This window comes from Asanoa iriomotensis (assembly GCF_016862515.1).
In the GTDB taxonomy this organism is placed as follows: Bacteria; Actinomycetota; Actinomycetes; order Mycobacteriales; family Micromonosporaceae; genus Asanoa; species Asanoa iriomotensis.
This window is the reverse complement of the sequence record NZ_BONC01000062.1, coordinates 1-22,556: the sequence shown is the minus strand read 5'-3', so window position 1 is coordinate 22,556 and position 22,556 is coordinate 1. Positions and strand designations below refer to the sequence as shown.

The window sequence follows — 22,556 nt, the reverse complement described above, 5'->3', positions numbered from 1 at the left end:
CGGTCCGCGTGATGCGGGCCGGCGATCGTCCGTCACCGGCGGTCGACCAGTGGCCCAAGATTGTTTACATTGCGGGGGTTTTGACGAATCGGTGCTGTCCCGTACTGTGCGCGAGTGCCCCTCATGTTCCTCGACCTGGACAACACCGTTCTGGACCGGACGGGCGCCTTCCGATCCTGGGCCGAGGGATTCCTGGACGGGATCGGGGCACCGTCACCTGACCTCGACTGGCTGATGTCCGTCGACGCCGACGGCCTGACCGACCGGTGGGACGTCGCCGACGCGATCCGCGACCGCTACCGCTTGAGCACCTCGTCGGTGGACCTGGTCGACGAGATGCGCGAGGGCGTCGTCGCCAACAGCAGGCTCGACCCGCTGGTCGCCTGCGCGCTGCGGATCGCCGACGACGCGGGCTGGGTGCCGGTGCTGGTCACGAACGGCGCTACGCGTCAGGAAGACACCACGATCCGGCGCACGGGCCTCGACCGCTACGTCGCCGACTGGGTGATCTCCGAGGAGGTCGGCGTCAGCAAGCCGAACCCGCGGATCTTCGCGCTCGCCGCGGAACGGGTCCGCATGCGGATGCGCGGGGCCTGGGTGATCGGCGACAGCCCGGAGACCGACATCGGCGCCGCGGCCGAGATGGGCCTGCCCAGCGTCTGGCTGCACCGGGGCCGACAGTGGATGGAGTCGCGCTTCGAGCCCACCGCCCAGGCCGGGGGGATCATCCCCGGCATCGCCGCGGTGCTGGCGGGATAATTCGCTTGCGCGGCGTCGCCGGTTGGGCGATGCTCGCGATCTAGTTGGAACCAGACTCTGGCCGCGCCTGACCCGCGCGCCCGCGGTCGTCGAGACGGAAGGGGTGAGTCCTGTGGCTGTCGTTGTCGGTCGCTTCTCGCTGCCCTCTTCCTCCTTCTCGACTCTGGAGTTCCTCCGTTGCGTGAGCACGATTCCGAGCCGGCCCCACGCGCCCGCTCGAGCAAGCGTCGTTTCGACGACGACGACCCGCAGTTCCTGAAGCGCGCCCGACACCGCACCCCGGTCGCGTTCGACACCAACGCCGACGTCGACGCCCCTCCCGCCGGTGACGCCTGGTCATCGTGGGAATCCGCGTTGCAGGGACCGTTGCCGCGACCGTCGTGGGTGGTCACCGAACTGGCCGCCGTCGACACCGAGCTCGGCATCCTGAAGACGGGCAAGGAAGCCGACGTCTTCCTGGTCAGGCGAGGTATCCCGGACTCTTCCCGGAGCTGTCTCCTGGCCGCGAAGCGATATCGCGACCCGGACCACCGGATGTTCCACCGGGACGCCGGCTATCTCGAGGGTCGGCGCGTCCGGCGGTCCCGGGAGATGCGGGCGATGACCAGCCGGACGGCCTTCGGCCGTGAGCTGATCGCGGGCCAGTGGGCAGCGGCCGAGTTCGCGGCGCTGTCGCGGCTGTGGGAGGTCGCCTCGTCGTACGGCACGATCACGGTCCCGTACCCGGTGCAGCTCATCGGCACGGAACTGATGCTGGAGTTCGTCGGCGACGCCGAGGAAGGCCTGGCTGCGCCACGGCTGGCGCAGCTGCGGCCGGAGCCGGGCGAGCTGAAGTCGCTGTGGGACCAACTGATGGACGCGCTGATGGTGCTGGCCCGCGCCGGGCTCGCACACGGCGACCTGTCGCCGTACAACCTGCTGGTCCACGGCGACCGCCTGGTGGTGATCGACCTGCCGCAGGTGGTCGACGTGATCGCCAACCCGAACGGCCCGGGCCTGCTGGCCCGCGACGTCCGCAACGTGACGTCCTGGTTCGCGGCCCGCGGCCTGACCCAGGACCCCGACGAGATCACCCGCCGCCTCCTCGACGAAGCCGGCGTCCGCTGACGCCCGGGTCGGGCCGCTCCTGCCGAGGGAGCGGCCCGCGCGCCGGTCAGCCCGACTCGCGCGTGAGCAGGTCGACCGCATCCTCGATCGTCTTCACGAACGTCTCGGGCGCGATCCTCGCGACGAACACCTTGCCGAGCTGTTCCGGATTCGGATGCGTGTCGCGAAAGAAGCTGAACATCAGCACGAGGTCGCCGTCGAGGTAGGCCAACGGCGACAGGTTGTCGACCGTTTCGCCCCAGCGCATGAACCAGAATCGTTCGCGAAACTCCGCGTCGCCCTCACCGAGGAGCCGGTAGGTCTCCTCGGGCGAGCGTCCCGGATACGGGGACCGCTCGATCTCGCCGCGGTTGACGTCGTCGGCCGTGCGCCGCATCAAATGGCAGAAGGACGGGACGTAGGCCACGTTGTCGTGCACGGTCAACCGCACGTCCGCGGCCCAGAGGTCGACGACCCGCAGTCGAGGCGATTCGTGTGCGCCGACCTCGATGGCGAAGGTGGAGCGGTCACCGAAGCGGATGGGCATCGCAAGATCGTACGTACGCGGGAGATCGAAATTGGTTCCGCGTGGTGGCAGGATGTCGCGCAGAGCACGTTCGGTCGCGGATGTTCGTCGCAGGAGGCATGCCATGACGGTTGTCGCGGATCTGGTCGCCGCTCTCGGGTCCGGCGCTGTCCGGGTGGTCGACCTGACCAACAAGCTGTCGGCGTCGACGCCGACGTTGCGGCTGCCGGAGCCGTTTGCCAATCTGATCGATTTCAGTCTGGAGCAGGTCAGCGCCTACGACGCCCCCGGGCCGTTCTGGAAGCACCACAACATCCGGACCGGGGAGCACATCGGGACGCACCTCGACGCGCCCGTGCACTGGGTCACCGGGCGGGAGGGGCACGACGTCTCCCAGATCCCGCCCGCTCGGCTCGTCGGTCCGGCAGCCGTGATGGACTTCAGCGCGGAGGCTTCGGCTGATCCCGACTTCCTGCTCGAGATCGACCACGTCAAGGGCTGGATCGCCGAGCACGGTGAGCTGGCCGAGGGCACCTGGCTGCTGTTTCGGACCGGGTGGGACCGGTTCGCCGACGACCAGGAGCGGTTCCTGAACGCCGACGAGACCGGCTCGCACACGCCCGGCATCTCGGCGGCGTGTGCCGAGTGGCTGGCGACCAGCACGCCGATCTCGGGCTTCGGCGTCGAGACCGTCGGCATCGACGCGGGCAACGCGGGCGGCTTCGACCCGCCGTTCCCGGCGCACTTCCACCTGCTGGGCAACGACAAGTACGGCCTCACGTCGTTGCAGAACCTCGCGTCCCTGCCGCCGACCGGCGCCGTGTTGATCGTCGCTCCGCTGCCGATCGTCGGTGGGACCGGCAGCCCGACCCGCGTGCTGGCGCTCGTGGACGGCCAGTAGTGCCAACCGTGGCCGACGTGGTCGGCCAGACGTTGGCCGCCCTCGGCGTCGGTCACGCGTTCGGTGTGGTCGGCAGCGGCAACTTCCGCGTGACCAACGCGCTGCGCGCCGGCGGGGTGCCGTTCACGACGACCCGGCACGAGGCCGGCGCGGCCACGATGGCCGACGCCTATGCCCGGATGTCGGGCACGGTCGCGGTGCTGTCGGTGCACCAGGGTTGCGGCCTGACCAACGCGGCGACCGGCATCTGCGAGGCGGCGAAGAGCCGGACGCCGTTGGTCGTGCTGGCCGCCGAGGCGACGGGGGCGACGTCGAACTTCGCGATGGACCAGGCGGGTTTCGCCGTCGCCGTCGGTGCGGTGGCGGAACGTGTCCACAGTGGTCCATCAGCGGTGGCGGACACGGTGCGGGCCTGGCACACGGCCCGCGACGAGCGCCGAACCGTCGTGTTGAACCTGCCGTTGGACGTGCAGGGCGTTGCGGTGGACGCCGATCCCGCTGCGGCGCCCGGTTCTCCGCCCGCGCCCGGGGCACCGGCGCCGTCTTCGGTGGCTGAGCTGGCGGCGTTGTTCTCGGCCGCGTCGCGCCCGGTGATCGTGGCCGGCCGGGGCGCCCGCCATGCCGGCCACGCGCTGCGCCGCCTGGGCGAGGCGACGGGCGCGTTGCTGGCCACGTCGGCGGTGGCCAACGGCCTGTTCAACGGGGATCCCTACGCCCTGGGCATCTCAGGCGGGTTCGCCTCGCCGACGACGGCTCGGTTGATCTCGGAAGCGGACCTGATCGTCGGCTTCGGCTGCGCCCTGAACATGTGGACGATGCGCCACGGCCGCCTGATCGGCCCGGACGCGAAGGTGGCCCAGGTCGACGTCGACGGCGCCGCACTGGGCCTGCACCGCCCGGTGGACTTAGGCGTGGTGGGCGACAGCGCGGCCACCGCCGAAGCGGTGCTCGCCGCCTTGGGCACCGGTGGACCGGGCTACCGCACCCCCGAGGTGGCCGATGCGATCGCCACCCGCGGCCGCTGGAACGCCGAGCCTGTCGAGGACCTGTCCACCCAGGACCGCATCGACCCCCGGATCCTGAGCCGCGAGCTGGACAAGCTGCTTCCCGCGGAACGCATCGTGTCGATCGACTCGGGCAACTTCATGGGTTATCCGAGCGCCTACCTGAGCGTGCCCGACGAGCACGGCTTCTGCTTCACGCAGGCCTTCCAGTCGATCGGCCTGGGCTTGTCGACGGCGATCGGCGCGGCCCTGGCCCGCCCGGACCGCCTCCCGGTCCTGGCGTCCGGCGACGGCGGATTCCTGATGTCGATCGCGGAGCTGGAAACGGCTGTCCGCCTTGGCCTCCCGCTGCTGTGCCTGATCTACAACGACGCGGCCTACGGCGCGGAGGTCCACCACTTCGGCCCGTACGCCGACCTGTCCACGGTCGTCTTCCCGGACACGGACATCGCCGCGCTGGCCAAGGGCTTCGGTGCCGAGGGCCTGACGGTGCGACGTGCGTCCGACCTGGCCGGCATAGAGACCTGGCTGGCGTCGTCCCCGACCCGCCCGCTGGTGGTCGACGCCAAAATCACCTCCGACGGCGGCTCGTGGTGGCTGGCGGAGGCCTTCAAGGGCCACTGACGCGCCTCATCGCGGCCTGAGGCCGAGCGTCTTCGGATAGTCCTCGACGTCGTAGAGCGCACGCACGTGCTCCCGCGCCGCGCGCAGAGCGTCTTCGAAGTCGAGGTCCTCGGTCTTGTGCCGGTAGAGCACGTGCGAGCCGGTACCGTACGTGCCGATCGCCACGTCGAGGTGCGCCTCGATCACCGACTCGACCACCGCGTGCTCCGGCGTGAAGGTCAGCAGCAGCAGGATGTGGAAGGCATTGCCGACTTCCGGTCCGAGGTTCACTTCCAATGCGCTGCGGATCTCCGCACGCCATGCGTCGTCGACCCGCCAGGTCTCCAGATAGGTCCGCGCCTGAGACTCGCCGCCGAAGTCGTAGCCGAGCCACTGCTGGATGCCGTATTCGTCCACATCGAACTGGCACTCGTGCAGCGTCCCGAGCAACGAACGGGCCACCTCGTTCGACATCCGGGTCCTCACCTGGTCACGAGGCCGCGGAGGGCCGCGATGACGGCGCGGTCGCTCACCTTGGCGTAGAGCTTCCGGTCGGCTCCGACGAGGACCACGTACGGGCACGACTGGTCGTCGCCCGCCAGCGTCCTGTCCAGCAGCTTGCGGCCCGTCGCGATCTCGTAGACGTGCAGGCGCCAGGTCGCGCGCACCAGCGGGAGCGTGTCCGGGGCCGGGTCGTCGAACGTGCAGCGGCGGATCGTCGATCCCGCGCTGACCCGGTCTAGGCAGGCGACCAGTTGGACCTTTTCGAGCGACTCGGGCGCCCACGTCTGCTCGACGCTTTTCGACAGCCCGAGGTCGTAGTAGTAGGTCTGGTCCTGGAAGCGCGTGTCGCCCGGTCCGCCGGCGCGCATCAGCGCCACCGGATGCGGCGGCTTGCCGGCGCGCTTCGGCGACAGCGGGAAGTAGGCCTCCTGGTCGCAGACCTTCTCCAGGTCTCTGCCGTCGACCGGCGCGTACGTGCTGGGCAGCGGCCCTTCCTCGACGGGCGAGGCGGCCACGGCCGGCGAGCCGCTCGTGGCCGGCCCGCTCAACGGGGCCGCAGGCCCCGGTGCGGCGGTCTCCCCGGAGGAGCGGCGGAGCACGAGAAAGCCCGTCACCGAGCCTCCGATGCACACCGCCAGGAGTGCCGCGATCAGCGTGGCCGCGAGGATCGTGGGCCCGCCGCCCGGACCGTCCCGCCCGGCGGTCGGGTCCCACGGCGCCACCGGGAGGTGCGCGGCGGGTGCCGGCGGGCCTCCAGGTGTCGGGCCCTCGGGTGTCGCGCCGGATTCAGATTCGGCCCCCGTGCCGGTCATCTGCATCTCTCCTTGGTCAAGGCAAGACAGCGAATGTAGCAAGCGACTCACATCACGTGGGGGCAGCATCAGTCCACATGCGACGGACCTCGTCGATAACAGAAAACCGGGAGACAATCGGGCATGGCTTGGGAGTGGGTGGCGCCTGTCGCCACGGCGAGCGCGGGTGCGGCGGGCGTCTTCTTCACCTGGTTGACCGGGGCGCAGAGCCGCCGCCATGTCGAGCGGTTGACCCAGCGCACCGAGGACGCCGCCCGCCGGGAGCGGTCCATCCAGGAGCGCCGCGACGCGTACCTCGCCGCCCTGAAGGTTTGTCGCCTCGATCTGGCGCGGGCGCGCTACGAGCGCAAGGGTGACGACGAGAAGCTCGCCGAGGTGCACAAGAGCTTTCCCAAAGGCGAGCGGGTACGCATGTCGATCGACGCGCAGATCGCCGTCGAGACGTTCGGCAGCGTGGCCGCCCGGCGGGCGACCGCCCGCTGGGCCGACGCCGCGGGCGAAGGCGAAGAGCGGATGCGCGAGGTGTACGAGCAACTGGTCGCGCTGGCCCGGGCCGAGCTGGGCGCCGAGGCACTCGACGAAACTCTGCCGGCGCGGCCGGTCGAATTGCCGCGTGCCCGCGCGACGCGTGGGTATGAATGACAGCATGACCACGCCGATCTCGACCGACAACCTCGACCGGTACGGCAACGCCGCGCTGCCTTGGAGCCGCCCCCGCGACGGCCTGCGTCAGGAGACGCCCACCGCCGACCTGACGTTCTTCGTCGCCACGGTGCGGCCCGACGGCCGCCCGCACAGCGCGGGCGTGGGTGCGGTCTGGGTGGACGACGCCCTCTACTTCACCAGCGGGCCCGGCAGCCGCAAGTCCCGCAACCTCTCGACGAACCCGGCCTGCAGCGTCTCGGTGCGCCTGCCCGGCATCGACCTCACACTCGACGGCGTCGCCGATCGGGTCACGGACGGCCCGACGCTGGAACGGCTCGCCGAGGTCTACCGCAGTGGCGGCTGGCCGGCCACCGTCGAGGGCGACGCGTTCACGGCTCCGTTCAGCGCGCCGAGCGCCGGCCCGGCGCCGTGGCACCTCTACCGGCTGGACCTGCGCCGCGCGGTCGGCGTTGCCACCGCCGAGCCGCACGGCGCCACCCGCTGGGAGTTCTGACTACTGCAGGTAGCCCTCGACCTCGGAGACGGGCTCCGCGTTGATCGAGTCAGGGTCGCCACCGGCCGCCCGGGCGGCGCGCCGCCGGCGGAGCAGGTCCCAGCACTGGTCGAGGGCTTCCTCGAGCTGGCGCAGCCGGGTGCGCTCGTCGTCCGAGGAGATCTGGCCGGACTGCACCTGGGTGCGGAGCTGGTGCTCCTCCTGGACCAGGTCGTTGATCCGGGTCAACACGGTCTTGTCGTCCATGCAACGAGCCTTGCACAGCGATGGGCCCCCTGTGGTCCAGGGGGCCCATCGTCGTTCAGCTCGCCAGCATCTTGCGCAACACGAACTGCAGGATGCCACCGTGCCGGTAGTAGTCGGCCTCGCCGGGCGTGTCGATCCGCACAACGGCGTCGAACTCGACGCCCGTGTCGGTGGTCACCTTCACGGTCCGCGGTGTCGAGCCGTCGTTGAGCGCCTCGACACCGGTGAACTCGAAGGTCTCGGTGCCGGTCAGGCCCAGGGACTCCGCGTTCTGGCCCGCCGGGAACTGCAGCGGCAGCACGCCCATGCCGATCAGGTTGGAGCGGTGGATCCGCTCGTAGGACTCGGCGATCACGGCCCGCACGCCCAGCAGCATCGTGCCCTTCGCCGCCCAGTCGCGCGAGGAGCCCGAGCCGTACTCCTTGCCCGCCAGGACGACCAACGGCACGTTCTCGGACGCGTACGCGACGGAAGCGTCGTAGATCGTGGTCTGCTCGCCGGTCAGGTGGTTGACCGTCACGCCGCCCTCGACGCCCGGCACGAGCTGGTTGCGCAGCCGGATGTTGGCGAACGTGCCGCGGATCATCACCTCGTGGTTGCCGCGCCGCGAACCGTACGAGTTGAACTCGTGCCGCTCGACGCCGTGCGACGCGAGGTAGTGGCCCGCGGGCGAGTCCGGCTTAATCGAGCCGGCCGGCGAGATGTGGTCGGTCGTGACGGAGTCGCCGAGCTTGGCGAGCACCCGCGCGCCGTGGATGTCGTTGACCGGCTGCGGCTCGCGGGCCATGCCCTCGAAGTAGGGAGGCTTGCGCACATAGGTCGACTCGGCGTCCCAGGAGAACGTGTCACCGCTCGGCGTCGGCAGGCTCTGCCACGCCTCGTCGCCGGCGAACACGTCCGCGTAGTCGCGCGTGAACATCTCGCTGGCGATCGCCCGGCCGATGACCTCCTCGATCTCGGCGGCCGACGGCCAGATGTCGCGCAGGAACACCTGCTGCCCGTCGGACCCGACCCCGATCGGCTCGTTGACCAGGTCGATGTCCATCGAGCCGGCCAGCGCGTACGCGACGACCAGCGGCGGCGACGCCAGGTAGTTCATCTTGACGTCGGGGTTGATCCGACCCTCGAAGTTGCGGTTGCCGGACAGCACCGACACCACCGACAGGTCGTGCTCGGACACGGCGGCCGAGATCGACTCGGGCAGGGGGCCGGAGTTGCCGATGCACGTCGTGCAGCCGTAGCCGACGAGGTGGAAACCGAGCTTCTCCAGGTACGGCGTCAAGCCCGCGCGCTCGTAGTAGTCCATGACGACCTTGGAGCCCGGTGCCAGCGTGGTCTTGACCCACGGCTTGCGGTTGAGGCCCTTGTCGACGGCGTTGCGGGCGAGCAGCGCCGCGCCGATCATCACCTGCGGGTTTGAGGTGTTGGTGCAGGAGGTGATCGCGGCGATCACGACCGCGCCGTGGTCGAGCTCGAACTCGGTGCCGTCGTCACCGGTCACCTTGACCGGCTTGGTGGTGCGGCCATTGGCGCCGCGGGCGGCCGACTCGTAGTCGCGCGGCTGGTCGGCCGGGTCGTCGTGGTCGAGCGCCGGCGGGTCGCTGGCCGGGAACGACTCCTCGGAGGCCTCGTCGGCCGCGCCGATCGTCGGGACGTAGTCGGTGAGCACCGAACGGAAGATCGGCTTGGCGCTGCCCAGCGGCACGCGGTCCTGCGGGCGCTTGGGGCCGGCCAGCGACGGCTCGATCGTGGCCAGGTCGAGCTCGAGGCGCTCGGAGTAGACCGGCTCGCGGTCGGGGTCGTGCCAGAGACCCTGCTCCTTGGCGTACGCCTCGACGAGCGCGACCTGCTGCGCGTCGCGGCCGGTCAGCTCGAGGTAGTTGATCGTCTCGCCGTCGATCGGGAAGATCGCGATGGTCGAGCCGTACTCCGGGCTCATGTTGCCGATCGTGGCGCGGTTCGCCAGCGGCACCGCGGCCACGCCCGGGCCGTAGAACTCGACGAACTTGCCGACGACGCCGTGCTTGCGCAGCATCTCGGTGATCGTCAGCACGAGGTCGGTCGCGGTGGTGCCGGCCGGCATCTCACCGGAGAGCTTGAAGCCGACGACCCGCGGGATCAGCATCGACACCGGCTGGCCGAGCATTGCGGCCTCGGCCTCGATGCCACCCACGCCCCAGCCGACGACGCCCAGGCCGTTGACCATCGTGGTGTGCGAGTCGGTGCCGACGACCGTGTCGGGGTAGGCCTGGCCGTTGCGCTCCATGATCGTACGAGCCAGGTATTCGATGTTGACCTGGTGCACGATGCCCGTGCCCGGCGGGACGACCTTGAACTCGTTGAACGCGGTCTGGCCCCACCGCAGGAACTGGTAGCGCTCGCGGTTGCGCTTGTATTCGAGCTCGACGTTGCGGGCGAACGCGTCCTCGCGGCCGAACAGGTCGGCGATCACCGAGTGGTCGATGACCAGCTCGGCCGGCGCCAGCGGGTTGACCTTGGTGGCGTCGCCGCCCAGCTCCTTGACCGCCTCGCGCATGGTGGCCAGGTCGACCACGCAGGGCACGCCGGTGAAGTCCTGCATGAGCACGCGGGCCGGGGTGAACTGGATCTCCACGCTCGGCTCGGAGTCGGGGTCCCACCCCGCCAGCGCCCGGATGTGGTCGGCGGTGATGTTGGCGCCGTCTTCGGTCCGGAGCAGGTTCTCCAGCAGGATCTTGAGGCTGTAGGGCAACCGCTCGTGCCCGTCCACCGTCGTGATCTTGAAAATCTCGTAGCTCGCGTCGTTGACGCGTAGCTGGCTCTTCGCACCGAAGGTGTCGAGGCTCGCCACGTCGTACTCCTTCTCCGCCTGTTTCACTCAAGTCTTTCGCAGCAGGCTGGGCTGGCCGGGCTTAGGTTCGGCTAACCGCAAGCATTTAAACCGTACGTCCGTCTTGTTTTCTGGTCAACCCAGGGTGATGCTGTCCGCATGATTCATCACGTGCAGATCGCCTGCCCCAGGGGCACCGAGGATGTCCTCCGTTCTTTCTACGCGGGTGTGCTGGGTCTCGCCGAGAAGCCGAAGCCGGCGGCGTTGGTGTCGCGCGGCGGGTGCTGGTTCGTGGGTCATGGGATCGAGCTCCACCTGGGCGTCGAGGACGACTTCCGGCCTGCCCGGAAGGCGCATCCGGGGCTGCTCTGGGAGTCTGGCCTGGCCGCGTTGGCGGGGCGTTTGGAGGCCGTTGGGCATGACGTGGTGTGGGCCAACGACGAGTTGCCGGGGTTCCGGCGCTTCCACACCCACGACCCGCACGGCAACCGGCTGGAGTTCCTCGAACCCACCGCGTGAACGGCGGGTGTCGGCACGGTGCTAGGGTGCGGCGCGTGACCGACCTGCACCTTGAGCCGCAGCCGCGCATCGACGTCCTGGTGACGGACTACGACACCGAGGAGCGTCGCCTGCGCACCGACTACGCGGGCGTCGCCTACATCGGCGACGAGCCCGACCCCGAGACGGGTCTCATGGGCGGCGCGTACGCGAAGCGCTCGGTCGACTCGCGGCTGTTCCTGCCCGACACCCACTGGTACGACGCCGACCAGCTCGAGAGCGTCGAGGTGCAGGTCACCGCGGGTGTGCTCCAGGTCGCCCAGACCGATCGGGGCACGCAGGGCCTGCTGGGCGCGTTGACGGCGCCGGAGGTCGAGTTCTACGAGCACCCCGAGGGCGCCGAGGGCGTCGGGGTCTGCCTGTGGATCCGCGGGGAAATCCTGTCGAACGTCGCGGTCTCGTACCGGATCACGGTTGTCTGTGACCCGATCGCCGTGCAGCGCAAGGGCGCGACGGAGCTCGAAGAGGTGCCGGCGGTCAGCTGACCGCTTTCGCCCTTTCGCGAAGTTTCGCCTTGATTTCTTCCGGAGTGTAGGCGCGCCGCTTACGCTCCGCACGCGCGACGACGACGCCGGTTGCCGCAACGCCGACAAGCCCGGCAATTCCCAGGACCTTCCACAGCCGCATTCCACTTAGGGTAGTAGGCATGGCCATCACCCTGGATGCGGCGGTCGAGCAGACGCGCACGGGCGACGTGTGGCTGTTCCGCGGCAGCTCGGTCCCGGACCGCGCGATCCGCCTCGCCACCAACAGCCCGGTCAACCACGTCGGCATGTCGGTGGTGATCGAAGACCTGCCGGCGCTGATGTGGCACGCGGAGCTCGGTCGATCGTTGCGCGACCACTGGACCGGCACGTTCCAGCGCGGCGTGCAGCTGCACGACCTGCGGGACGCGGTGCTGCTGTGGGCCCGCCGCTACGGGCAACGGGCGTGGTTGCGGCAACTCCAGACGCCGGTCTCGCCGGAGATGGAGAACGCGGTCCTGCGCACCGTGGCGCGCCTGGACGGCACGCCCTTCCCGTCGACGACCCGGCTGGCGTGGCGCTGGGCCCGCGGCCGGGTGCCCGACCTGCGCAGCGGCTTCTTCGCGGGCGACTCGCAGGCGGCGGGCGCGCCACCGGACGCGCGCCTGGAGACGGCGTACTGCGCGGAGGTGGTCGCGGTCACCTACGAGGCGATGGGCCTGCTGCCGGCGGGCCGGCGCCCCAACTGGTACGACCCCGGCCGGTTCTGGAGCGGCGACGAGCTGCGCCTGGAAGGCGGCGCGAAGCTCGGCGACGAGATCGCGGTGGAGATCCCGTAGCGTTGGCGCGGTGATCCGCATCCCCGGCCTGGCCCTGACCGACCACACGTTCACGGTGCCCCTGGACCACGCTGATCCCGACGGCCCGACGATCTCGGTCTTCGCCCGCTCGGTGGCCGCGACGGACCGCGCCGGCGACGACCTGCCGTGGTTGATCTTCTTCCAGGGCGGCCCGGGAGCGAAGTCGCCGCGGCCGCCGGGGCCGGCGGAGAGCTGGTTCGGCCGTGCGCTGAAGACGCACCGCGTGCTCCTGCTGGACCAACGCGGCACCGGACGGAGCACGCCGATCAGCGCGCGCACGGTCGCGGGCCAGACGGACCAGCAGCTCGCCGACTACCTCAAGCTCTTCCGCGCGGACAGCATCGTCCGGGACGCGGAGGTGATCCGGAAGCACCTGTTGGGCGACGGCCAGTGGGAGTCGCTGGGGCAGAGCTACGGCGGCTTCATCACGCTGACGTACCTCAGCCTGGCTCCGTCGGGGTTGCGGTCGTGCTACATCACGGGCGGTCTGCCGGGTCTGACGGCGACGGCGGACGACGTGTACGCCCGGACGTATCCGCGGGTGGCGGCGAAGAACGCGGCCTACTACGCGCGCTACCCGGACGACGTGGCCGCGGTCCGGCGCATCGCGGACCGCCTGTCGGCCGACGACGTGCGCCTCCCGGACGGCGACCGCCTGACGGTTGACCGCTTCCGCGTGCTGGGCAACGCCTTCGGCATGGGCGACGGCTACGAGCGCCTGCACTGGCTGCTGGACGACGCCTGGCACGGCGACTCGCTGTCGGACCTGTTCCGGCACGAGGTGATGACCCGGACCGGGTTCATCGACTCGCCCCTGTTCGCGCTGCAGGAATACTGCTACGGCGGTCCCGGCCGGCCCAGCCGCTGGGCGGCGGAACGCGCCATCCACCCGCGGCCGGAGTTCGCGCCGGACGCGACACCGCTGCTCTTCACCGGCGAGATGATGTACCCGTGGATGTTCCGCGACATCGCCGCACTGCGCCCGTTCGCCGGCGCCGCCGACCTGCTGGCCGAGGCTGACGACTGGCCGGCGCTCTACGACGTGGCCCGGCTGGCCGCCAACGAGGTCCCGGTGGCGGCGGCGGTCTACTTCGACGACATGTACGTGGACGCGGACCTCTCGTTGTCGACGGCGAGCGCGGTCGGCAACGTCCGCACGTGGGTAACCAACGAGTACGAACACGACGGCGGCGCCGTATCCAAAGGCAACGTCCTGGCCCGCTTGATGGACATGGCCGCCGGCCGCATCTGAGCAAGCGCCGGCGCCCGCCGCTGGTGGTCGCGACGGGCGCCACGCCGAGCTGACTAGGCCGGGAGCGCCTTCAGGAGGGCGTCGCCGGCGGCCTGCGCCGACTGGGGGTTCTGGCCGGTGATGAGGTTGCCGTCGACGACCACATAGGACGTGAAGGCCGGGCCGGTCTCGTGCACCGCGCCCGCCGCGCGCAGGCGGGACTCCAGCAGCCACGGTGCGTTGGCGGCCAGGCCCACCTGGTCTTCCTCGACGTCGGCGAACGAGGTCATCCGGCGGCCGCGGAAGAGCCAGCCGCCGTCGGGCGCGCCGGCCGGCAGGAACGCCGCCACGCCGTGGCAGAGTGCCGCGACGGTCTTCGTCTCGTCGGGGAGCATCGCCTCGAGGATGCGGGCGACGTCCGGGTCCACGGCGAGGTCCTGCATGGGGCCGTGCCCGCCCGGGATCAGCACCGCGTCGTAGTCGGCCGGGTCGACGTCCGCGAGCCGCGCCGGCGACTCCAGCGTGTCGCGTACGCCCGCCAGATAGGTCTTCAGGTTTTCGTCGTCGAGGCTGACCTCGTCGGCGACCGGGACGCGGCCGCCCGGGGTGGCGATCGTGACGTTGACGCCGGCCTCGGTGAGGATCCGGTGCGGTGCGACGAACTCCTCGGCCCAGAAGCCGGTGGGGCGCTGGGTGCCGTCGAGCTGGGTCCAGAAGCGGGCACCGGACAAAACGATCAGAACTGATGACATGGTACGTCTGCTCCCTTTCAGGCCATCATGACGTTGCAACCTTACGGGTGTAGACCCTCACGTCGTGATGCTCTTTGGGCATAGCGGTGAGGTTCTATCGAGCTACGCTCCTCACCATGGAGAACTGTCCGCCGGTCGTCTGCGAGGCCAGCGACCTGGTGCTCTCGTTCGTCAACGCGGAGTCCCCCGACGCCCGGTTCGGCCCCGCCTCGGACGTCGCCGCGGCAGGGGAGTTGCGGGAGAGCCTGGTCGTGCTGTTGCGGCAACACTCCGGCTGCACATTGCCGCCGACCGCGGTGACCGAGGCGGAAGATCATCTGCGGCAGGTGGCGGTCCGCTACCCGCTGGTCCCGGTGGTAGGCGCGGACGCATGCACGCTCGAGCCGGCGCAGGGCGGCGCGTTCGGCCATTTCGCCCGGGTGCTCGGCGCGGTCACGGACCTCGCCTACCGGGGCGCCTGGCCGCGGGTCAAGGTCTGCAAGAACGACGGTTGCCACCGGGGCTTCTTCGACAAGACCCGCAACATGTCGGCGCTCCACTGCAGCCCGGCGTGCTCGTCGCAGGCGTCGATGCGCGCCTACCGCAGCCGGCGAAAGGTGGCCTGATCGTGGAGTTGCGGCACCTGCGCACCTTCGTGGCGGTGGCGGAGGAGCGCAGCTTCTCCCGCGCCGCGACCCGCCTGCGGACCGCGCAGTCCGCGGTCTCCCGGACGGTCCAGGCCCTCGAGCGCGAGTTGGGCAACCCGCTGTTCGCCCGCACCAACCACCACGTGGAGCTGACCAAGCTGGGACACGCCACCCTGGACACGGCCCGGGCGGCCCTGGCCGCGGCCGAGGCGGTCCACGCCGCCGCGCGTCGCACCTGCTCAGGGTCGGTGTGTGGCTGATGATGGTCGCATGGCACTCGACGGAACCCGCGTGCTGGTCGTCGGTGGCACGTCGGGTCTGGGCCTGAGCGTCGCCGCAGCGGCCGCGGAACGAGGCGCGACGCCGATCGTGGCCTCGCGGCGGCAGGAAAGCGTCGACCGGGCGCTCGGGACCCTGCCGTCGGGCGCGCTAGGTGCCACGGTCGACCTCACGGATCCCGACTCGATCGACCGCTTGATCGGGTACGCGGCACCGATCGACCACCTGGTCTACACAGCAGGTGAGCCACTGCGCATCACGATGATGCCGGACCTGACGCCGGACACGGTGCGCCGCTTCTGGGAGACCCGCTTCGTCGGCGCACTCAGCGTGATCCGCGCGGCCTCGATGGCCGGCGCGATCCGCGCCTCGGTCGTCCTGACCGGCGGCAACGCGTCGCAGCGCTCAGCGCCTGGTTGGGCCCTGGGCGCAAGCGTCTGCGGCGCGATCGAGGCGCTGGTGCGGCAACTCGCGTTGGAACTGGCCCCGATCCGCGTCAACGCGGTCGCGCCGGGCATCACCCGGAGTCCGCTCTGGTCCGGCATGTCACCGGACCAGGAGGAGGCCATGTACGCGGACCTCGCGTCCCGCCTGCCGGTGGGCCGGGTGGGCGAGCCGTCGGACGTGGCCCTGAGCTACATCTACGCGATGGAACAACGAATGACCACCGGCACGTCCATCCTCGTCGACGGCGGCGCAGTCCTCGTCTGAGCCCGACCGCCGCCTGCCGCGCATGGATCGTCCCTACGGGACATGAGTCAGTTGGGACGTTTCTCGTCTTGTTCGGAAGACGCGGATGGCTGTGTCGAGAGACGGCGGTGTCGCTGCGCGAGGCCTGACCGAGGAAGCCGGCCTGCGGCCGCCGTTCGGCCGCGATCGCGGTGGTGTCGTTGTCAGCGACCGCACGATCCGCAGCTTGGACGAAAGAGTTGCGCCGGATACTCGCCGACGGCGTCCATGCCTCGGCCGTCGTTCGGCCGGCGATCCGTTTCTTGGCCGAAGACGTGCGCCGCAGGGACTGTCAATCGTCAGTCAGCAGGGGGTCGGCGGTTCTTCGCATGAGCCGGGATCGGCCGATCTGTTCTGTGAAGCCCCAATGCTGATAGAACGAGACCAGTTCCGGCTGGCAGACCAGCTCGATGCTGCGGACCCCGGCCAGGCTGGGATGCGCGACAACCGTGTCCATCAGGATCGCGCCCAGGCCCGATCCCCGCGTGCCAGCCGCCACGATCACGTCGAGGACCATCGCCAGGTAGATCCCGTCCGTGATGACCCGGGCGAAGCCCGTCAACCGGCCCGACGGTCGGTGGACGAGGGCGACCACGAGGTCGGACGCCGCCAGCATCCGTTCCACGTCGCTGGGCGTCCGGTCGGCCGTCCACCACTCGGACGCGAACAGGTCCATTAGGTGCGGCAGGTGCTCGGCGCCAACCTCGTCGCGCACCTCGATCTCGGAGACATCCACGACCGCAGCATCCCAGGGGTGCGCCGATCGTCATCAACGGCCCGTCAAATGGCTCCGGCGTCGGAGAACAGGTTGGCGCGAGTCCGGCTCAGCGGGCGACGCGGTCGGAAGGCGGACCACGGAGGGGGCGGCGCAGTTCGCGCTCCCGCCGTGGCTGCCAGGTCGCCGACACCAGCGCCACCGCCGGCGCGAGGAGGCCGACCGCGCCGGCGACTGTCAGCAGCGTTCTGAACGTGATCGGCATTTACGGGCTCGTGACGGCGAGCGCCCGCCACGCGTCCTTGACCAGTACCGTGGCCGGCAGCACGACGGCCACCGACAACGAGACCCACAGCGCTCCCACGACCACCTGGGTCTGGAACTGCGGCATCGGTTGGTCCAGGGCCACCGTCCGGACGCACAGCGCGAGCGCGATCGTGACCGAGAAGATCACGGACAGGAACAGGAACAGGTACACGGCCGTCCGGTGGGTGCTCGGCGGCGTTCACCGTCTCCGCCGAGGACATGACCTTGGCCAGGTGGCGTTGGATCCCCTGGATCAACGTGCATCCCGCCAGCAGCAACGCGATGAGGAGACCGACGAGAGCCAATCTAGGGCCCCCTGCGAGACCGTCCAGATTGAATCACGACGCCTCGTCGGGTGCGGCGACCCACGCGGAGAAGACCGGTAGCCCAAGCCACGCCGCGCCCGAAGCGGTGTCTGGTTGCCAGCCGTCGCGCCAGGGGCGGTCGGCCAACGCGACCACCGCGTACGGATGTCCGAAGCGCAACTCCGCCGTCCGCCGCAACCCGTCCTGCGGGATCGGGGCGCTGACCCCGGCCATCATCGCCGACACCGCAGCGGCCTCGAAGCCCACGCGGGTGTAGCGGGCCATCGCCACCTGCGACGCCTCGTACCAGCCCTCGACACCCAGCGCCGCCTGAGCCGCGGCTGCCGCGGCCGGCACGCCAAGCTCTGGGCGGTCCAGGTCGTGCTTGCTCTCCGCCGACCAGGCCGGCAGCACCGCGTGGTGCACCTCCTCCCGGCCCCACGGTGCCGTCGTCGTCACCGACTCCTCGGTGATCGTCCACAGCGGACCGTCGCCCACCGGAAGGTCGAACAGCGAACGCCGGTCGAGCGCACCGCGCGTGAAAGACGCGGCCGCGATCTCGTAAGCCGCCGCCAGCACCGCGGACGGGGGCACGTCCGAAGGCGCGATCACCGAGGTCACCCGCAACCCCTCGGACGCGTACCCCGTGTGCACGGCGACGTCTCCCACCCCCACTCGGGCGATGAACGCGTCATGGCCGTGCGACGGCATCGACAGCACGTGGGAGACCGCGTCTCGCCACGAGCCCGCGCCGAGGCGCGCGGCCGGTGCCAGGTCGAAGGGCGCAACCCACGACACCTTGGTGGCCAGCGCCGTCGCCAGGAGGAGCAGCGTGTCCGGGCGGATCTTGAGTGGCATCTCCTTGATCAACCCGAGCGTGTGCTCCGAGGCCCAGGCGTCCGCCTCCGCCTGCGACGGCAGTGGGCCCGTCGAGACCGACGACGGCAGCGCCGCCAGCCACGCCGAGAGCGCCGGCGTCGAGCTGCCCGACTGCCACAGCGCCGCTGCCGACAGGACTGCCGGGTGCGGGTCGTCCAACAGCGCGCGCGCGATCTCCGACGCGGTCCGCAGGTCGACGCCCAGGGCCGTCGCGAGGTCGTCGCCGACCGCGGCGGGTGCGCACAGGGCCGCCAGCAGCCACGCTCCCAGTGGCGACGCCACGTGGTGCGCCGGCAGGGCCGGGCCGTGCAGCAACCCCGCATACCGGGCCAATGGCGCACGCAGGTCCACCGCGGTGGTCATGCTCACCACTCTGCCAGCCCGGCCACGTTTGCGCAGACGCCCGAACGGCAACTTACACAGCCGTGAACGCCAAGACCGACCTTGACGTCCTGTCCGACTTCTTCGACCGGTACGGGTCCGCCCTCACCGCGGGCGACGTGCCAGCGCTCGCCGGCTGTTACGCGCTGCCCGGCAGCGTGGTCGCTGACGCGTACACGTTCACGTTCTCCTCACCCGCCTCCGTCGCCCTCTCGTTCATCGGTGCCGCGCCCGACTACCAGGATCGTCAGCTCATCGCCGCGCACGCGCGGATCGACAACGTCGACAAGCTCAGCCCCGCCCTCGCGCTCGTCACCGTCGAGTGGGAGTTTCTCGACAGTCAGGGGCGCTCGGTGCCGGGGGAGCGCTACGTATACCTGGTAAGAACCACGAACGACGAGCCCGCGATCTGCACGGTGATCCACGCCGCCTGACAAAGGAGCCAGGCGGGCGCCGGTGATGAGAGGATCTTCGGATGGATCTGACCCGGCAGCGGGCACACTGGATCGACCGGTCCACGGTCGCCTGGCGCTTCGAGGGGCCGGTCGGTGACCGCCGCTGTGATCTCGTCTGGTCGGCCGACGCCGCGCTGGAGATCATCGACGGGGCGCTCTCCGGACCGCACGAGACGCTGCCGCTGCGGGTCAAGCCCGGCGGGCTGACCAGCGCCCAGCGCCGCCAGTGGCCGCACCTCGCCGACCACGCCGCCTTCACGGTCGAGGCCGACGAAGAAACGATCAAGCGAGCGCTCACCGCGCAGGTGGCGGTCACGGCCCGTGACGAAGGCGGCTGGCTGCTCGTCGCCACCGGCGCACAACTCCCGGGCGTCCTAGACGACGTCTATGCCGACGCCGTACACGCGGATCTCGGTTGCCGTTTCCACGACGACGGCGGCGTGACGATCTCGGTCTGGGCACCGACGGCCCGGTGGGTGGCGCTCGAATGGTGGGCCACAGGGGAAACAGACCCAGAGATCATCGCCATGTGGCGCGACGACCACACCGGCGTCTGGCGCGTCGACGGCGACTGGGGCTGGACGGGTCGCCGCTACCGCTTCCGGGTCGAGGTCTACCACCCCGCGACGCAGCGGATCGAGACGATGAGCGTCACCGACCCGTACTCCGTCGCCCTGACCGCCAACTCGACACACAGCGTGGTCGCCAACCTGCTCGACCCGCTGTTGATCCCGGCCGACTGGGGCACGCTGCGCAAGCCGCCGGCGGTCAGCCCCGCCCGGGCCCAGGTGCACGAGGTCTCCGTGCGCGACTTCTCGATCTACGACCGGAGTGTTCCGGAACAGAAGCGCGGCACGTTCGCGGCGTTCGCGACGCCGAACAGCACGGGCATGCGACACCTGCGCAGACTGGCCGACGCGGGCGTCACCCACCTGCACCTGCTGCCGGCCTTCGACTTCGCGACCGTGCCCGAGCGCCGCGACGAGCAGCAACACCCCGAGGGCGACCTGGCCGCGCTGCCGCCCGATGCCAAAGAACAACAGGAACGGATCGACGCGGTACGCGCGAACGACGGTTACAACTGGGGGTACGACCCGCTGCACTACTCCGTACCCGAGGGCAGTTATTCGACCGACCCCGACGGACCGGAACGGATCACGGAGTTCCGGGAAATGGTCGCCGCCCTCAACGGCACCGGGCTGCGCGTCGTGATGGACGTGGTCTACAACCACACGGTCGCCGGCGGGGTCAACGAGCACGCGGTGCTGGACCGGATCGTGCCGGGCTACTACCACCGCCTGCTCGCCGACGGCCGGGTCGCCGACTCGACCTGCTGCGCCAACACCGCGCCCGAGCACGCGATGATGGGCAAACTGGTGGTCGACTCGGTGCTGCGCTGGGCGATCGACTACAAAGTGGACGGTTTCCGCTTCGACCTGATGGGCCACCACCCCCGGGAAAACATGGTCGCGGTTCGCACGGCGCTGGACCGGCTCACCCCGCAGCGCGACGGTGTCGACGGCCGGTCGATCCTGATCTACGGCGAGGGCTGGGACTTCGGCGAGGTCGGCGGCAACCAGCGGTTCGTCCAGGCGAGCCAGCTCCAGCTCGCGGGCACCGGCATCGGCACCTTCAACGACCGGTTGCGCGACGCGGTCCGCGGTGGTCAGGCCTTCGAGACCAACCCGCGATCGCAGGGGTACGCGTCAGGGCTGTTCACGGACCCCAACGGCGACGACGTCAACGGGCCGGCGGAGCACCAGCGGGCCCGGCTGCTGTTCCAGCAGGACCTGATCAAGATCGGCCTGACGGGAAACCTGTCGTCGTACCGTTTCGTGGCGAGCAGCGGCGCCGTGGTGACCGGCGGGGAGTTCTACTACAACGGCGCGCGGGCGGGATACTGTGCCTCGCCGGGGGAGTGCGTGACCTATGTGGACGCGCACGACAACGAGATCCTCTTCGACACGCTGGCCTTCAAGCTGCCGGCGTCGCTGCCGCCGGCGGACCGGGCCCGGATGCAGCTGCTCGCCCTGTCGTTCACGGTCCTGGGCCAGGGCATGGGCTTCGTCGCGGCGGGCTCGGAACGCCTGCGCTCGAAGTCCCTGGACCGCAACTCGTTCGACTCGGGCGACTGGTTCAACGCGATCCGCTGGGACCCGGCGGAGGGCAACGGCTTCGGCCTAGGCCTGCCACCGGCGTGGGACAACGCGGACAAGTGGCCGTTCGCGGCGCCGCTGTTGGCGGACCCGGCGCTGATCCCGCCGCCGGAGGTCATCGAGTGGACTGTCGAGCGGTACCTGGAACTCCTGCGGATCCGCCGCGACTCACCGCTGTTCGGCCTGGCCACGGCGGTCGAGGTGCAGGACCGGGTGTCGTTCCCGCTGAGCGGCCGAGGCGAGACCCCCGGCGTGATCACGATGCGCCTGACGGGGGTGGACGACTTCGTGGTCATCTTCAACGCCGCGCCGAGAACGGTCGCACAGAAGCTGCCGGACCTGCGCTATGGCAGTTTCGACCTGCACCCCCACCAACGCGCGAGCGGCGACGATCACCTGCTGCAGTCGGCCTTCGACCAGGCAACAGGCATCTTCACAGTCCCACCCCGCACGGTCGCCGTCTTCACGGGCACCGCGCCGCGGGGGTAGATGTCGCTGGAGCGACACGAACCGATACCCAACCGGGGTATAGCCTGGTTGGTAAGATTCTGCTGCCCGACTAGCCACGCCGTCAATATCGCGCTTGCAAAGTCGAATGCGCGGCTGGCTCAGCCCTTCGCGCTTCGAACCTGCGCGACTCTTGCTTGTCCGTCGCCAAATGCCTTGCCGCAAAGGCCTCGACGACCTGCAGTTCCCCGCGGCAGACTGTCCCAACTCACCTGCAGACACCGGACATATGCGGCGCGGCCGGTCGACGGAGGTCGACCGGCCGCGCTGCTATGAAGCTAGTGAGTGCTGATGCCGAGCAGCTCGCGGGCTAGCGACTCGGCTTGCGGGGAGGTCCGTCGTAGGTCGCGTACATTGATGAGCACCTGTGGTTCGCCGGACTCCAAAGTCAGCTTCATGCGTCCGAAGCGGGAGCGGACGACTTTGGCACCGACGTCGTCCCGACCGGCTACACGGGCAAGGGCGCTGTCGAGCTTGCCCACGGATGACACCGGTAACACGTCCGGGTCCGCCGGCAACTTCACGTTGTCGAACGGGACCTTTCTGAAGTTGACCCCGTCCAGCTGTGCCGCTGAAAGGTCCACATTCAGCATCGGGTTGGGGTCCGGCTTCTCGTCGCCGAGCACGCGACCGTCGAACACGACATCTCGCAGCCTGCCGGCGAAGGTGCAGTCCACGAGCGTCGACTGCCAGAAGTTGACCCCGTCCAAGCGCGCGTGGGAGAAGTCGCAACCCAGGTACCTGGCGGTGCTGGTCGCCAGGCCCCGCAGATCGGCACGGCTGAAGTCCACACCCTGAAAGAGGTTCCCCTTCCCCTCGTACCAGGCACCGAACGACGACGACGAAAGGTCCGCCCCGGCGAAGCGACAATTCGTGAAGGACGTCGCCCACACACCCATGTCGCTACAACTCGAATCGTCGAACAGGCAGTCGTCGACGACACC

The 22,556-nt window shown here is 70.1% G+C and carries 27 protein-coding genes; 15 read left to right on the top strand and 12 right to left on the bottom strand.

The window, feature by feature from the left end; all coding sequences use genetic code 11:
• Nucleotides 1-114 precede the first annotated feature (114 nt).
• Entirely contained in the window at nt 115-759 is a 645-nt protein-coding gene (locus Air01nite_RS31695) for an HAD family hydrolase (RefSeq protein ID WP_203707027.1), read from the top strand.
• A gap of 177 nt (nt 760-936) precedes the next feature.
• Nucleotides 937-1,866 (top strand): serine protein kinase RIO, encoded by a 930-nt coding sequence (locus Air01nite_RS31690; protein WP_203707026.1) that lies wholly within the window; start codon nt 937-939, stop codon nt 1,864-1,866.
• A 46-nt stretch (nt 1,867-1,912) separates the two neighbouring features.
• Here the strand turns inward: Air01nite_RS31690 and Air01nite_RS31685 are convergent, their stop codons facing one another.
• Nucleotides 1,913-2,392: a hypothetical protein gene (locus tag Air01nite_RS31685; protein ID WP_203707025.1), complete on the bottom strand. Its 480-nt coding sequence runs from the start codon at nt 2,390-2,392 to the stop codon at nt 1,913-1,915.
• A 103-nt stretch (nt 2,393-2,495) separates the two neighbouring features.
• Here Air01nite_RS31685 and Air01nite_RS31680 point away from each other — a divergent pair, with 103 nt between their 5' ends.
• Nucleotides 2,496-3,272: a cyclase family protein gene (locus tag Air01nite_RS31680; protein ID WP_203707024.1), complete on the top strand. Its 777-nt coding sequence runs from the start codon at nt 2,496-2,498 to the stop codon at nt 3,270-3,272.
• An 8-nt stretch (nt 3,273-3,280) separates the two neighbouring features.
• The gene (locus tag Air01nite_RS31675) at nt 3,281-4,900 is read left to right on the top strand and encodes a thiamine pyrophosphate-binding protein (protein WP_203707023.1); all 1,620 of its coding nucleotides are present in this window, start codon (nt 3,281-3,283) and stop codon (nt 4,898-4,900) included.
• Nucleotides 4,901-4,906: 6 nt separating this feature from the next.
• Here the strand turns inward: Air01nite_RS31675 and Air01nite_RS31670 are convergent, their stop codons facing one another.
• Together Air01nite_RS31670 and Air01nite_RS31665 are read right to left on the bottom strand one after the other, a co-directional pair.
• The gene (locus Air01nite_RS31670) at nt 4,907-5,353 is read right to left on the bottom strand and encodes a hypothetical protein (RefSeq protein ID WP_203707022.1); all 447 of its coding nucleotides are present in this window, start codon (nt 5,351-5,353) and stop codon (nt 4,907-4,909) included.
• A gap of 8 nt (nt 5,354-5,361) precedes the next feature.
• Nucleotides 5,362-6,195 carry a hypothetical protein gene (locus Air01nite_RS31665; RefSeq protein ID WP_203707021.1) on the bottom strand — a complete coding sequence of 278 codons (834 nt, stop codon included), beginning with the start codon at nt 6,193-6,195 and terminating at the stop codon, nt 5,362-5,364.
• Between the two features lie 123 nt (nt 6,196-6,318).
• Here Air01nite_RS31665 and Air01nite_RS31660 point away from each other — a divergent pair, with 123 nt between their 5' ends.
• Together Air01nite_RS31660 and Air01nite_RS31655 are read left to right on the top strand one after the other, a co-directional pair.
• A complete protein-coding gene (locus Air01nite_RS31660; protein ID WP_203707020.1) occupies nt 6,319-6,837 on the top strand; it encodes a hypothetical protein in 519 nt (172 codons plus the stop codon).
• Between the two features lie 4 nt (nt 6,838-6,841).
• Entirely contained in the window at nt 6,842-7,354 is a 513-nt protein-coding gene (locus Air01nite_RS31655; protein ID WP_203707019.1) for a pyridoxamine 5'-phosphate oxidase family protein, read from the top strand.
• Here the strand turns inward: Air01nite_RS31655 and Air01nite_RS31650 are convergent, their stop codons facing one another.
• Nucleotides 7,355-7,600 (bottom strand): DUF2630 family protein, encoded by a 246-nt coding sequence (locus tag Air01nite_RS31650; RefSeq protein ID WP_203707018.1) that lies wholly within the window; start codon nt 7,598-7,600, stop codon nt 7,355-7,357.
• 55 nt (nt 7,601-7,655) lie between these two features.
• Nucleotides 7,656-10,430, bottom strand: a complete 2,775-nt coding sequence (locus tag Air01nite_RS31645; RefSeq protein ID WP_203707059.1) for an aconitate hydratase — start codon at nt 10,428-10,430, stop codon at nt 7,656-7,658.
• A gap of 138 nt (nt 10,431-10,568) precedes the next feature.
• Between Air01nite_RS31645 and Air01nite_RS31640 the strand changes: the two genes are divergently transcribed.
• Both Air01nite_RS31640 and Air01nite_RS31635 read left to right on the top strand, forming a co-directional pair.
• Nucleotides 10,569-10,928 carry a VOC family protein gene (locus Air01nite_RS31640; RefSeq protein ID WP_203707017.1) on the top strand — a complete coding sequence of 120 codons (360 nt, stop codon included), beginning with the start codon at nt 10,569-10,571 and terminating at the stop codon, nt 10,926-10,928.
• 35 nt (nt 10,929-10,963) lie between these two features.
• On the top strand, nt 10,964-11,452 hold the full coding sequence (locus Air01nite_RS31635) for a hypothetical protein (RefSeq protein ID WP_203707016.1): 489 nt from the start codon (nt 10,964-10,966) through the stop codon (nt 11,450-11,452).
• Here Air01nite_RS31635 and Air01nite_RS31630 read toward each other — a convergent pair.
• Entirely contained in the window at nt 11,445-11,594 is a 150-nt protein-coding gene (locus Air01nite_RS31630; protein ID WP_203707015.1) for a hypothetical protein, read from the bottom strand. The genes Air01nite_RS31635 and Air01nite_RS31630 overlap by 8 nt on opposite strands.
• A 19-nt stretch (nt 11,595-11,613) precedes the next feature.
• Here Air01nite_RS31630 and Air01nite_RS31625 point away from each other — a divergent pair, with 19 nt between their 5' ends.
• A complete protein-coding gene (locus Air01nite_RS31625) occupies nt 11,614-12,270 on the top strand; it encodes a C40 family peptidase (RefSeq protein ID WP_203707014.1) in 657 nt (218 codons plus the stop codon).
• 10 nt (nt 12,271-12,280) lie between these two features.
• Nucleotides 12,281-13,543: an alpha/beta fold hydrolase gene (locus Air01nite_RS31620; protein ID WP_203707013.1), complete on the top strand. Its 1,263-nt coding sequence runs from the start codon at nt 12,281-12,283 to the stop codon at nt 13,541-13,543.
• Between the two features lie 53 nt (nt 13,544-13,596).
• Here Air01nite_RS31620 and Air01nite_RS31615 read toward each other — a convergent pair whose 3' ends face one another.
• Complete coding sequence (locus tag Air01nite_RS31615) at nt 13,597-14,274, bottom strand: type 1 glutamine amidotransferase domain-containing protein (RefSeq protein WP_203707012.1); 678 nt, start codon at nt 14,272-14,274, stop codon at nt 13,597-13,599.
• A 116-nt stretch (nt 14,275-14,390) separates the two neighbouring features.
• Here Air01nite_RS31615 and Air01nite_RS31610 point away from each other — a divergent pair, with 116 nt between their 5' ends.
• The 3 genes from Air01nite_RS31610 to Air01nite_RS31600 are packed head-to-tail and all read left to right on the top strand — an operon-like array spanning nt 14,391 to nt 15,890.
• Complete coding sequence (locus Air01nite_RS31610) at nt 14,391-14,879, top strand: CGNR zinc finger domain-containing protein (protein WP_203707011.1); 489 nt, start codon at nt 14,391-14,393, stop codon at nt 14,877-14,879.
• A gap of 2 nt (nt 14,880-14,881) precedes the next feature.
• A complete protein-coding gene (locus tag Air01nite_RS41680; RefSeq protein WP_203707010.1) occupies nt 14,882-15,160 on the top strand; it encodes a LysR family transcriptional regulator in 279 nt (92 codons plus the stop codon).
• 10 nt (nt 15,161-15,170) lie between these two features.
• Nucleotides 15,171-15,890 (top strand): SDR family oxidoreductase, encoded by a 720-nt coding sequence (locus tag Air01nite_RS31600; RefSeq protein WP_203707009.1) that lies wholly within the window; start codon nt 15,171-15,173, stop codon nt 15,888-15,890.
• Between the two features lie 310 nt (nt 15,891-16,200).
• On the opposite strand, the gene Air01nite_RS31595 is transcribed toward Air01nite_RS31600, so the two are convergent.
• The 4 genes from Air01nite_RS31595 to Air01nite_RS31580 all read right to left on the bottom strand — a co-directional run bounded on the left by Air01nite_RS31595 (nt 16,201) and on the right by Air01nite_RS31580 (nt 18,476).
• The gene (locus Air01nite_RS31595) at nt 16,201-16,644 is read right to left on the bottom strand and encodes a GNAT family N-acetyltransferase (protein ID WP_203707008.1); all 444 of its coding nucleotides are present in this window, start codon (nt 16,642-16,644) and stop codon (nt 16,201-16,203) included.
• Between the two features lie 88 nt (nt 16,645-16,732).
• Entirely contained in the window at nt 16,733-16,888 is a 156-nt protein-coding gene (locus Air01nite_RS31590; protein WP_203707007.1) for a hypothetical protein, read from the bottom strand.
• Nucleotides 16,889-17,101: a hypothetical protein gene (locus Air01nite_RS31585; RefSeq protein WP_203707006.1), complete on the bottom strand. Its 213-nt coding sequence runs from the start codon at nt 17,099-17,101 to the stop codon at nt 16,889-16,891.
• Nucleotides 17,102-17,267: 166 nt separating this feature from the next.
• The gene (locus Air01nite_RS31580; RefSeq protein ID WP_203707005.1) at nt 17,268-18,476 is read right to left on the bottom strand and encodes a hypothetical protein; all 1,209 of its coding nucleotides are present in this window, start codon (nt 18,474-18,476) and stop codon (nt 17,268-17,270) included.
• A 62-nt stretch (nt 18,477-18,538) separates the two neighbouring features.
• On the opposite strand from Air01nite_RS31580, the gene Air01nite_RS31575 reads away from it, so the two are divergent.
• Complete coding sequence (locus tag Air01nite_RS31575) at nt 18,539-18,928, top strand: DUF6841 family protein (protein WP_203707004.1); 390 nt, start codon at nt 18,539-18,541, stop codon at nt 18,926-18,928.
• Between the two features lie 41 nt (nt 18,929-18,969).
• The gene (pulA, locus tag Air01nite_RS31570; protein WP_203707003.1) at nt 18,970-21,594 is read left to right on the top strand and encodes a pullulanase-type alpha-1,6-glucosidase; all 2,625 of its coding nucleotides are present in this window, start codon (nt 18,970-18,972) and stop codon (nt 21,592-21,594) included.
• 296 nt (nt 21,595-21,890) lie between these two features.
• On the opposite strand, the gene Air01nite_RS31565 is transcribed toward pulA, so the two are convergent.
• A partial coding sequence (locus tag Air01nite_RS31565; RefSeq protein WP_203707002.1) for a pentapeptide repeat-containing protein occupies nt 21,891-22,556 on the bottom strand: 666 nt, incomplete at its 5' end.

Coding starts and splice junctions, on each gene's coding strand:
- Air01nite_RS31685 (WP_203707025.1), bottom strand. CDS start 2,392: ATGCCCATCCGCTTCGGTGACCGCTCCACCTTCGCCATCGAGGTCGGC.
- Air01nite_RS31680 (WP_203707024.1), top strand. CDS start 2,496: ATGACGGTTGTCGCGGATCTGGTCGCCGCTCTCGGGTCCGGCGCTGTC.
- Air01nite_RS31670 (WP_203707022.1), bottom strand. CDS start 5,353: ATGTCGAACGAGGTGGCCCGTTCGTTGCTCGGGACGCTGCACGAGTGC.
- Air01nite_RS31665 (WP_203707021.1), bottom strand. CDS start 6,195: ATGACCGGCACGGGGGCCGAATCTGAATCCGGCGCGACACCCGAGGGC.
- Air01nite_RS31660 (WP_203707020.1), top strand. CDS start 6,319: ATGGCTTGGGAGTGGGTGGCGCCTGTCGCCACGGCGAGCGCGGGTGCG.
- Air01nite_RS31655 (WP_203707019.1), top strand. CDS start 6,842: ATGACCACGCCGATCTCGACCGACAACCTCGACCGGTACGGCAACGCC.
- Air01nite_RS31650 (WP_203707018.1), bottom strand. CDS start 7,600: ATGGACGACAAGACCGTGTTGACCCGGATCAACGACCTGGTCCAGGAG.
- Air01nite_RS31640 (WP_203707017.1), top strand. CDS start 10,569: ATGATTCATCACGTGCAGATCGCCTGCCCCAGGGGCACCGAGGATGTC.
- Air01nite_RS31630 (WP_203707015.1), bottom strand. CDS start 11,594: ATGCGGCTGTGGAAGGTCCTGGGAATTGCCGGGCTTGTCGGCGTTGCG.
- Air01nite_RS31625 (WP_203707014.1), top strand. CDS start 11,614: ATGGCCATCACCCTGGATGCGGCGGTCGAGCAGACGCGCACGGGCGAC.
- Air01nite_RS31615 (WP_203707012.1), bottom strand. CDS start 14,274: ATGTCATCAGTTCTGATCGTTTTGTCCGGTGCCCGCTTCTGGACCCAG.
- Air01nite_RS31610 (WP_203707011.1), top strand. CDS start 14,391: ATGGAGAACTGTCCGCCGGTCGTCTGCGAGGCCAGCGACCTGGTGCTC.
- Air01nite_RS31600 (WP_203707009.1), top strand. CDS start 15,171: ATGGCACTCGACGGAACCCGCGTGCTGGTCGTCGGTGGCACGTCGGGT.
- Air01nite_RS31590 (WP_203707007.1), bottom strand. CDS start 16,888: ATGCCGATCACGTTCAGAACGCTGCTGACAGTCGCCGGCGCGGTCGGC.
- Air01nite_RS31580 (WP_203707005.1), bottom strand. CDS start 18,476: ATGACCACCGCGGTGGACCTGCGTGCGCCATTGGCCCGGTATGCGGGG.
- pulA (WP_203707003.1), top strand. CDS start 18,970: ATGGATCTGACCCGGCAGCGGGCACACTGGATCGACCGGTCCACGGTC.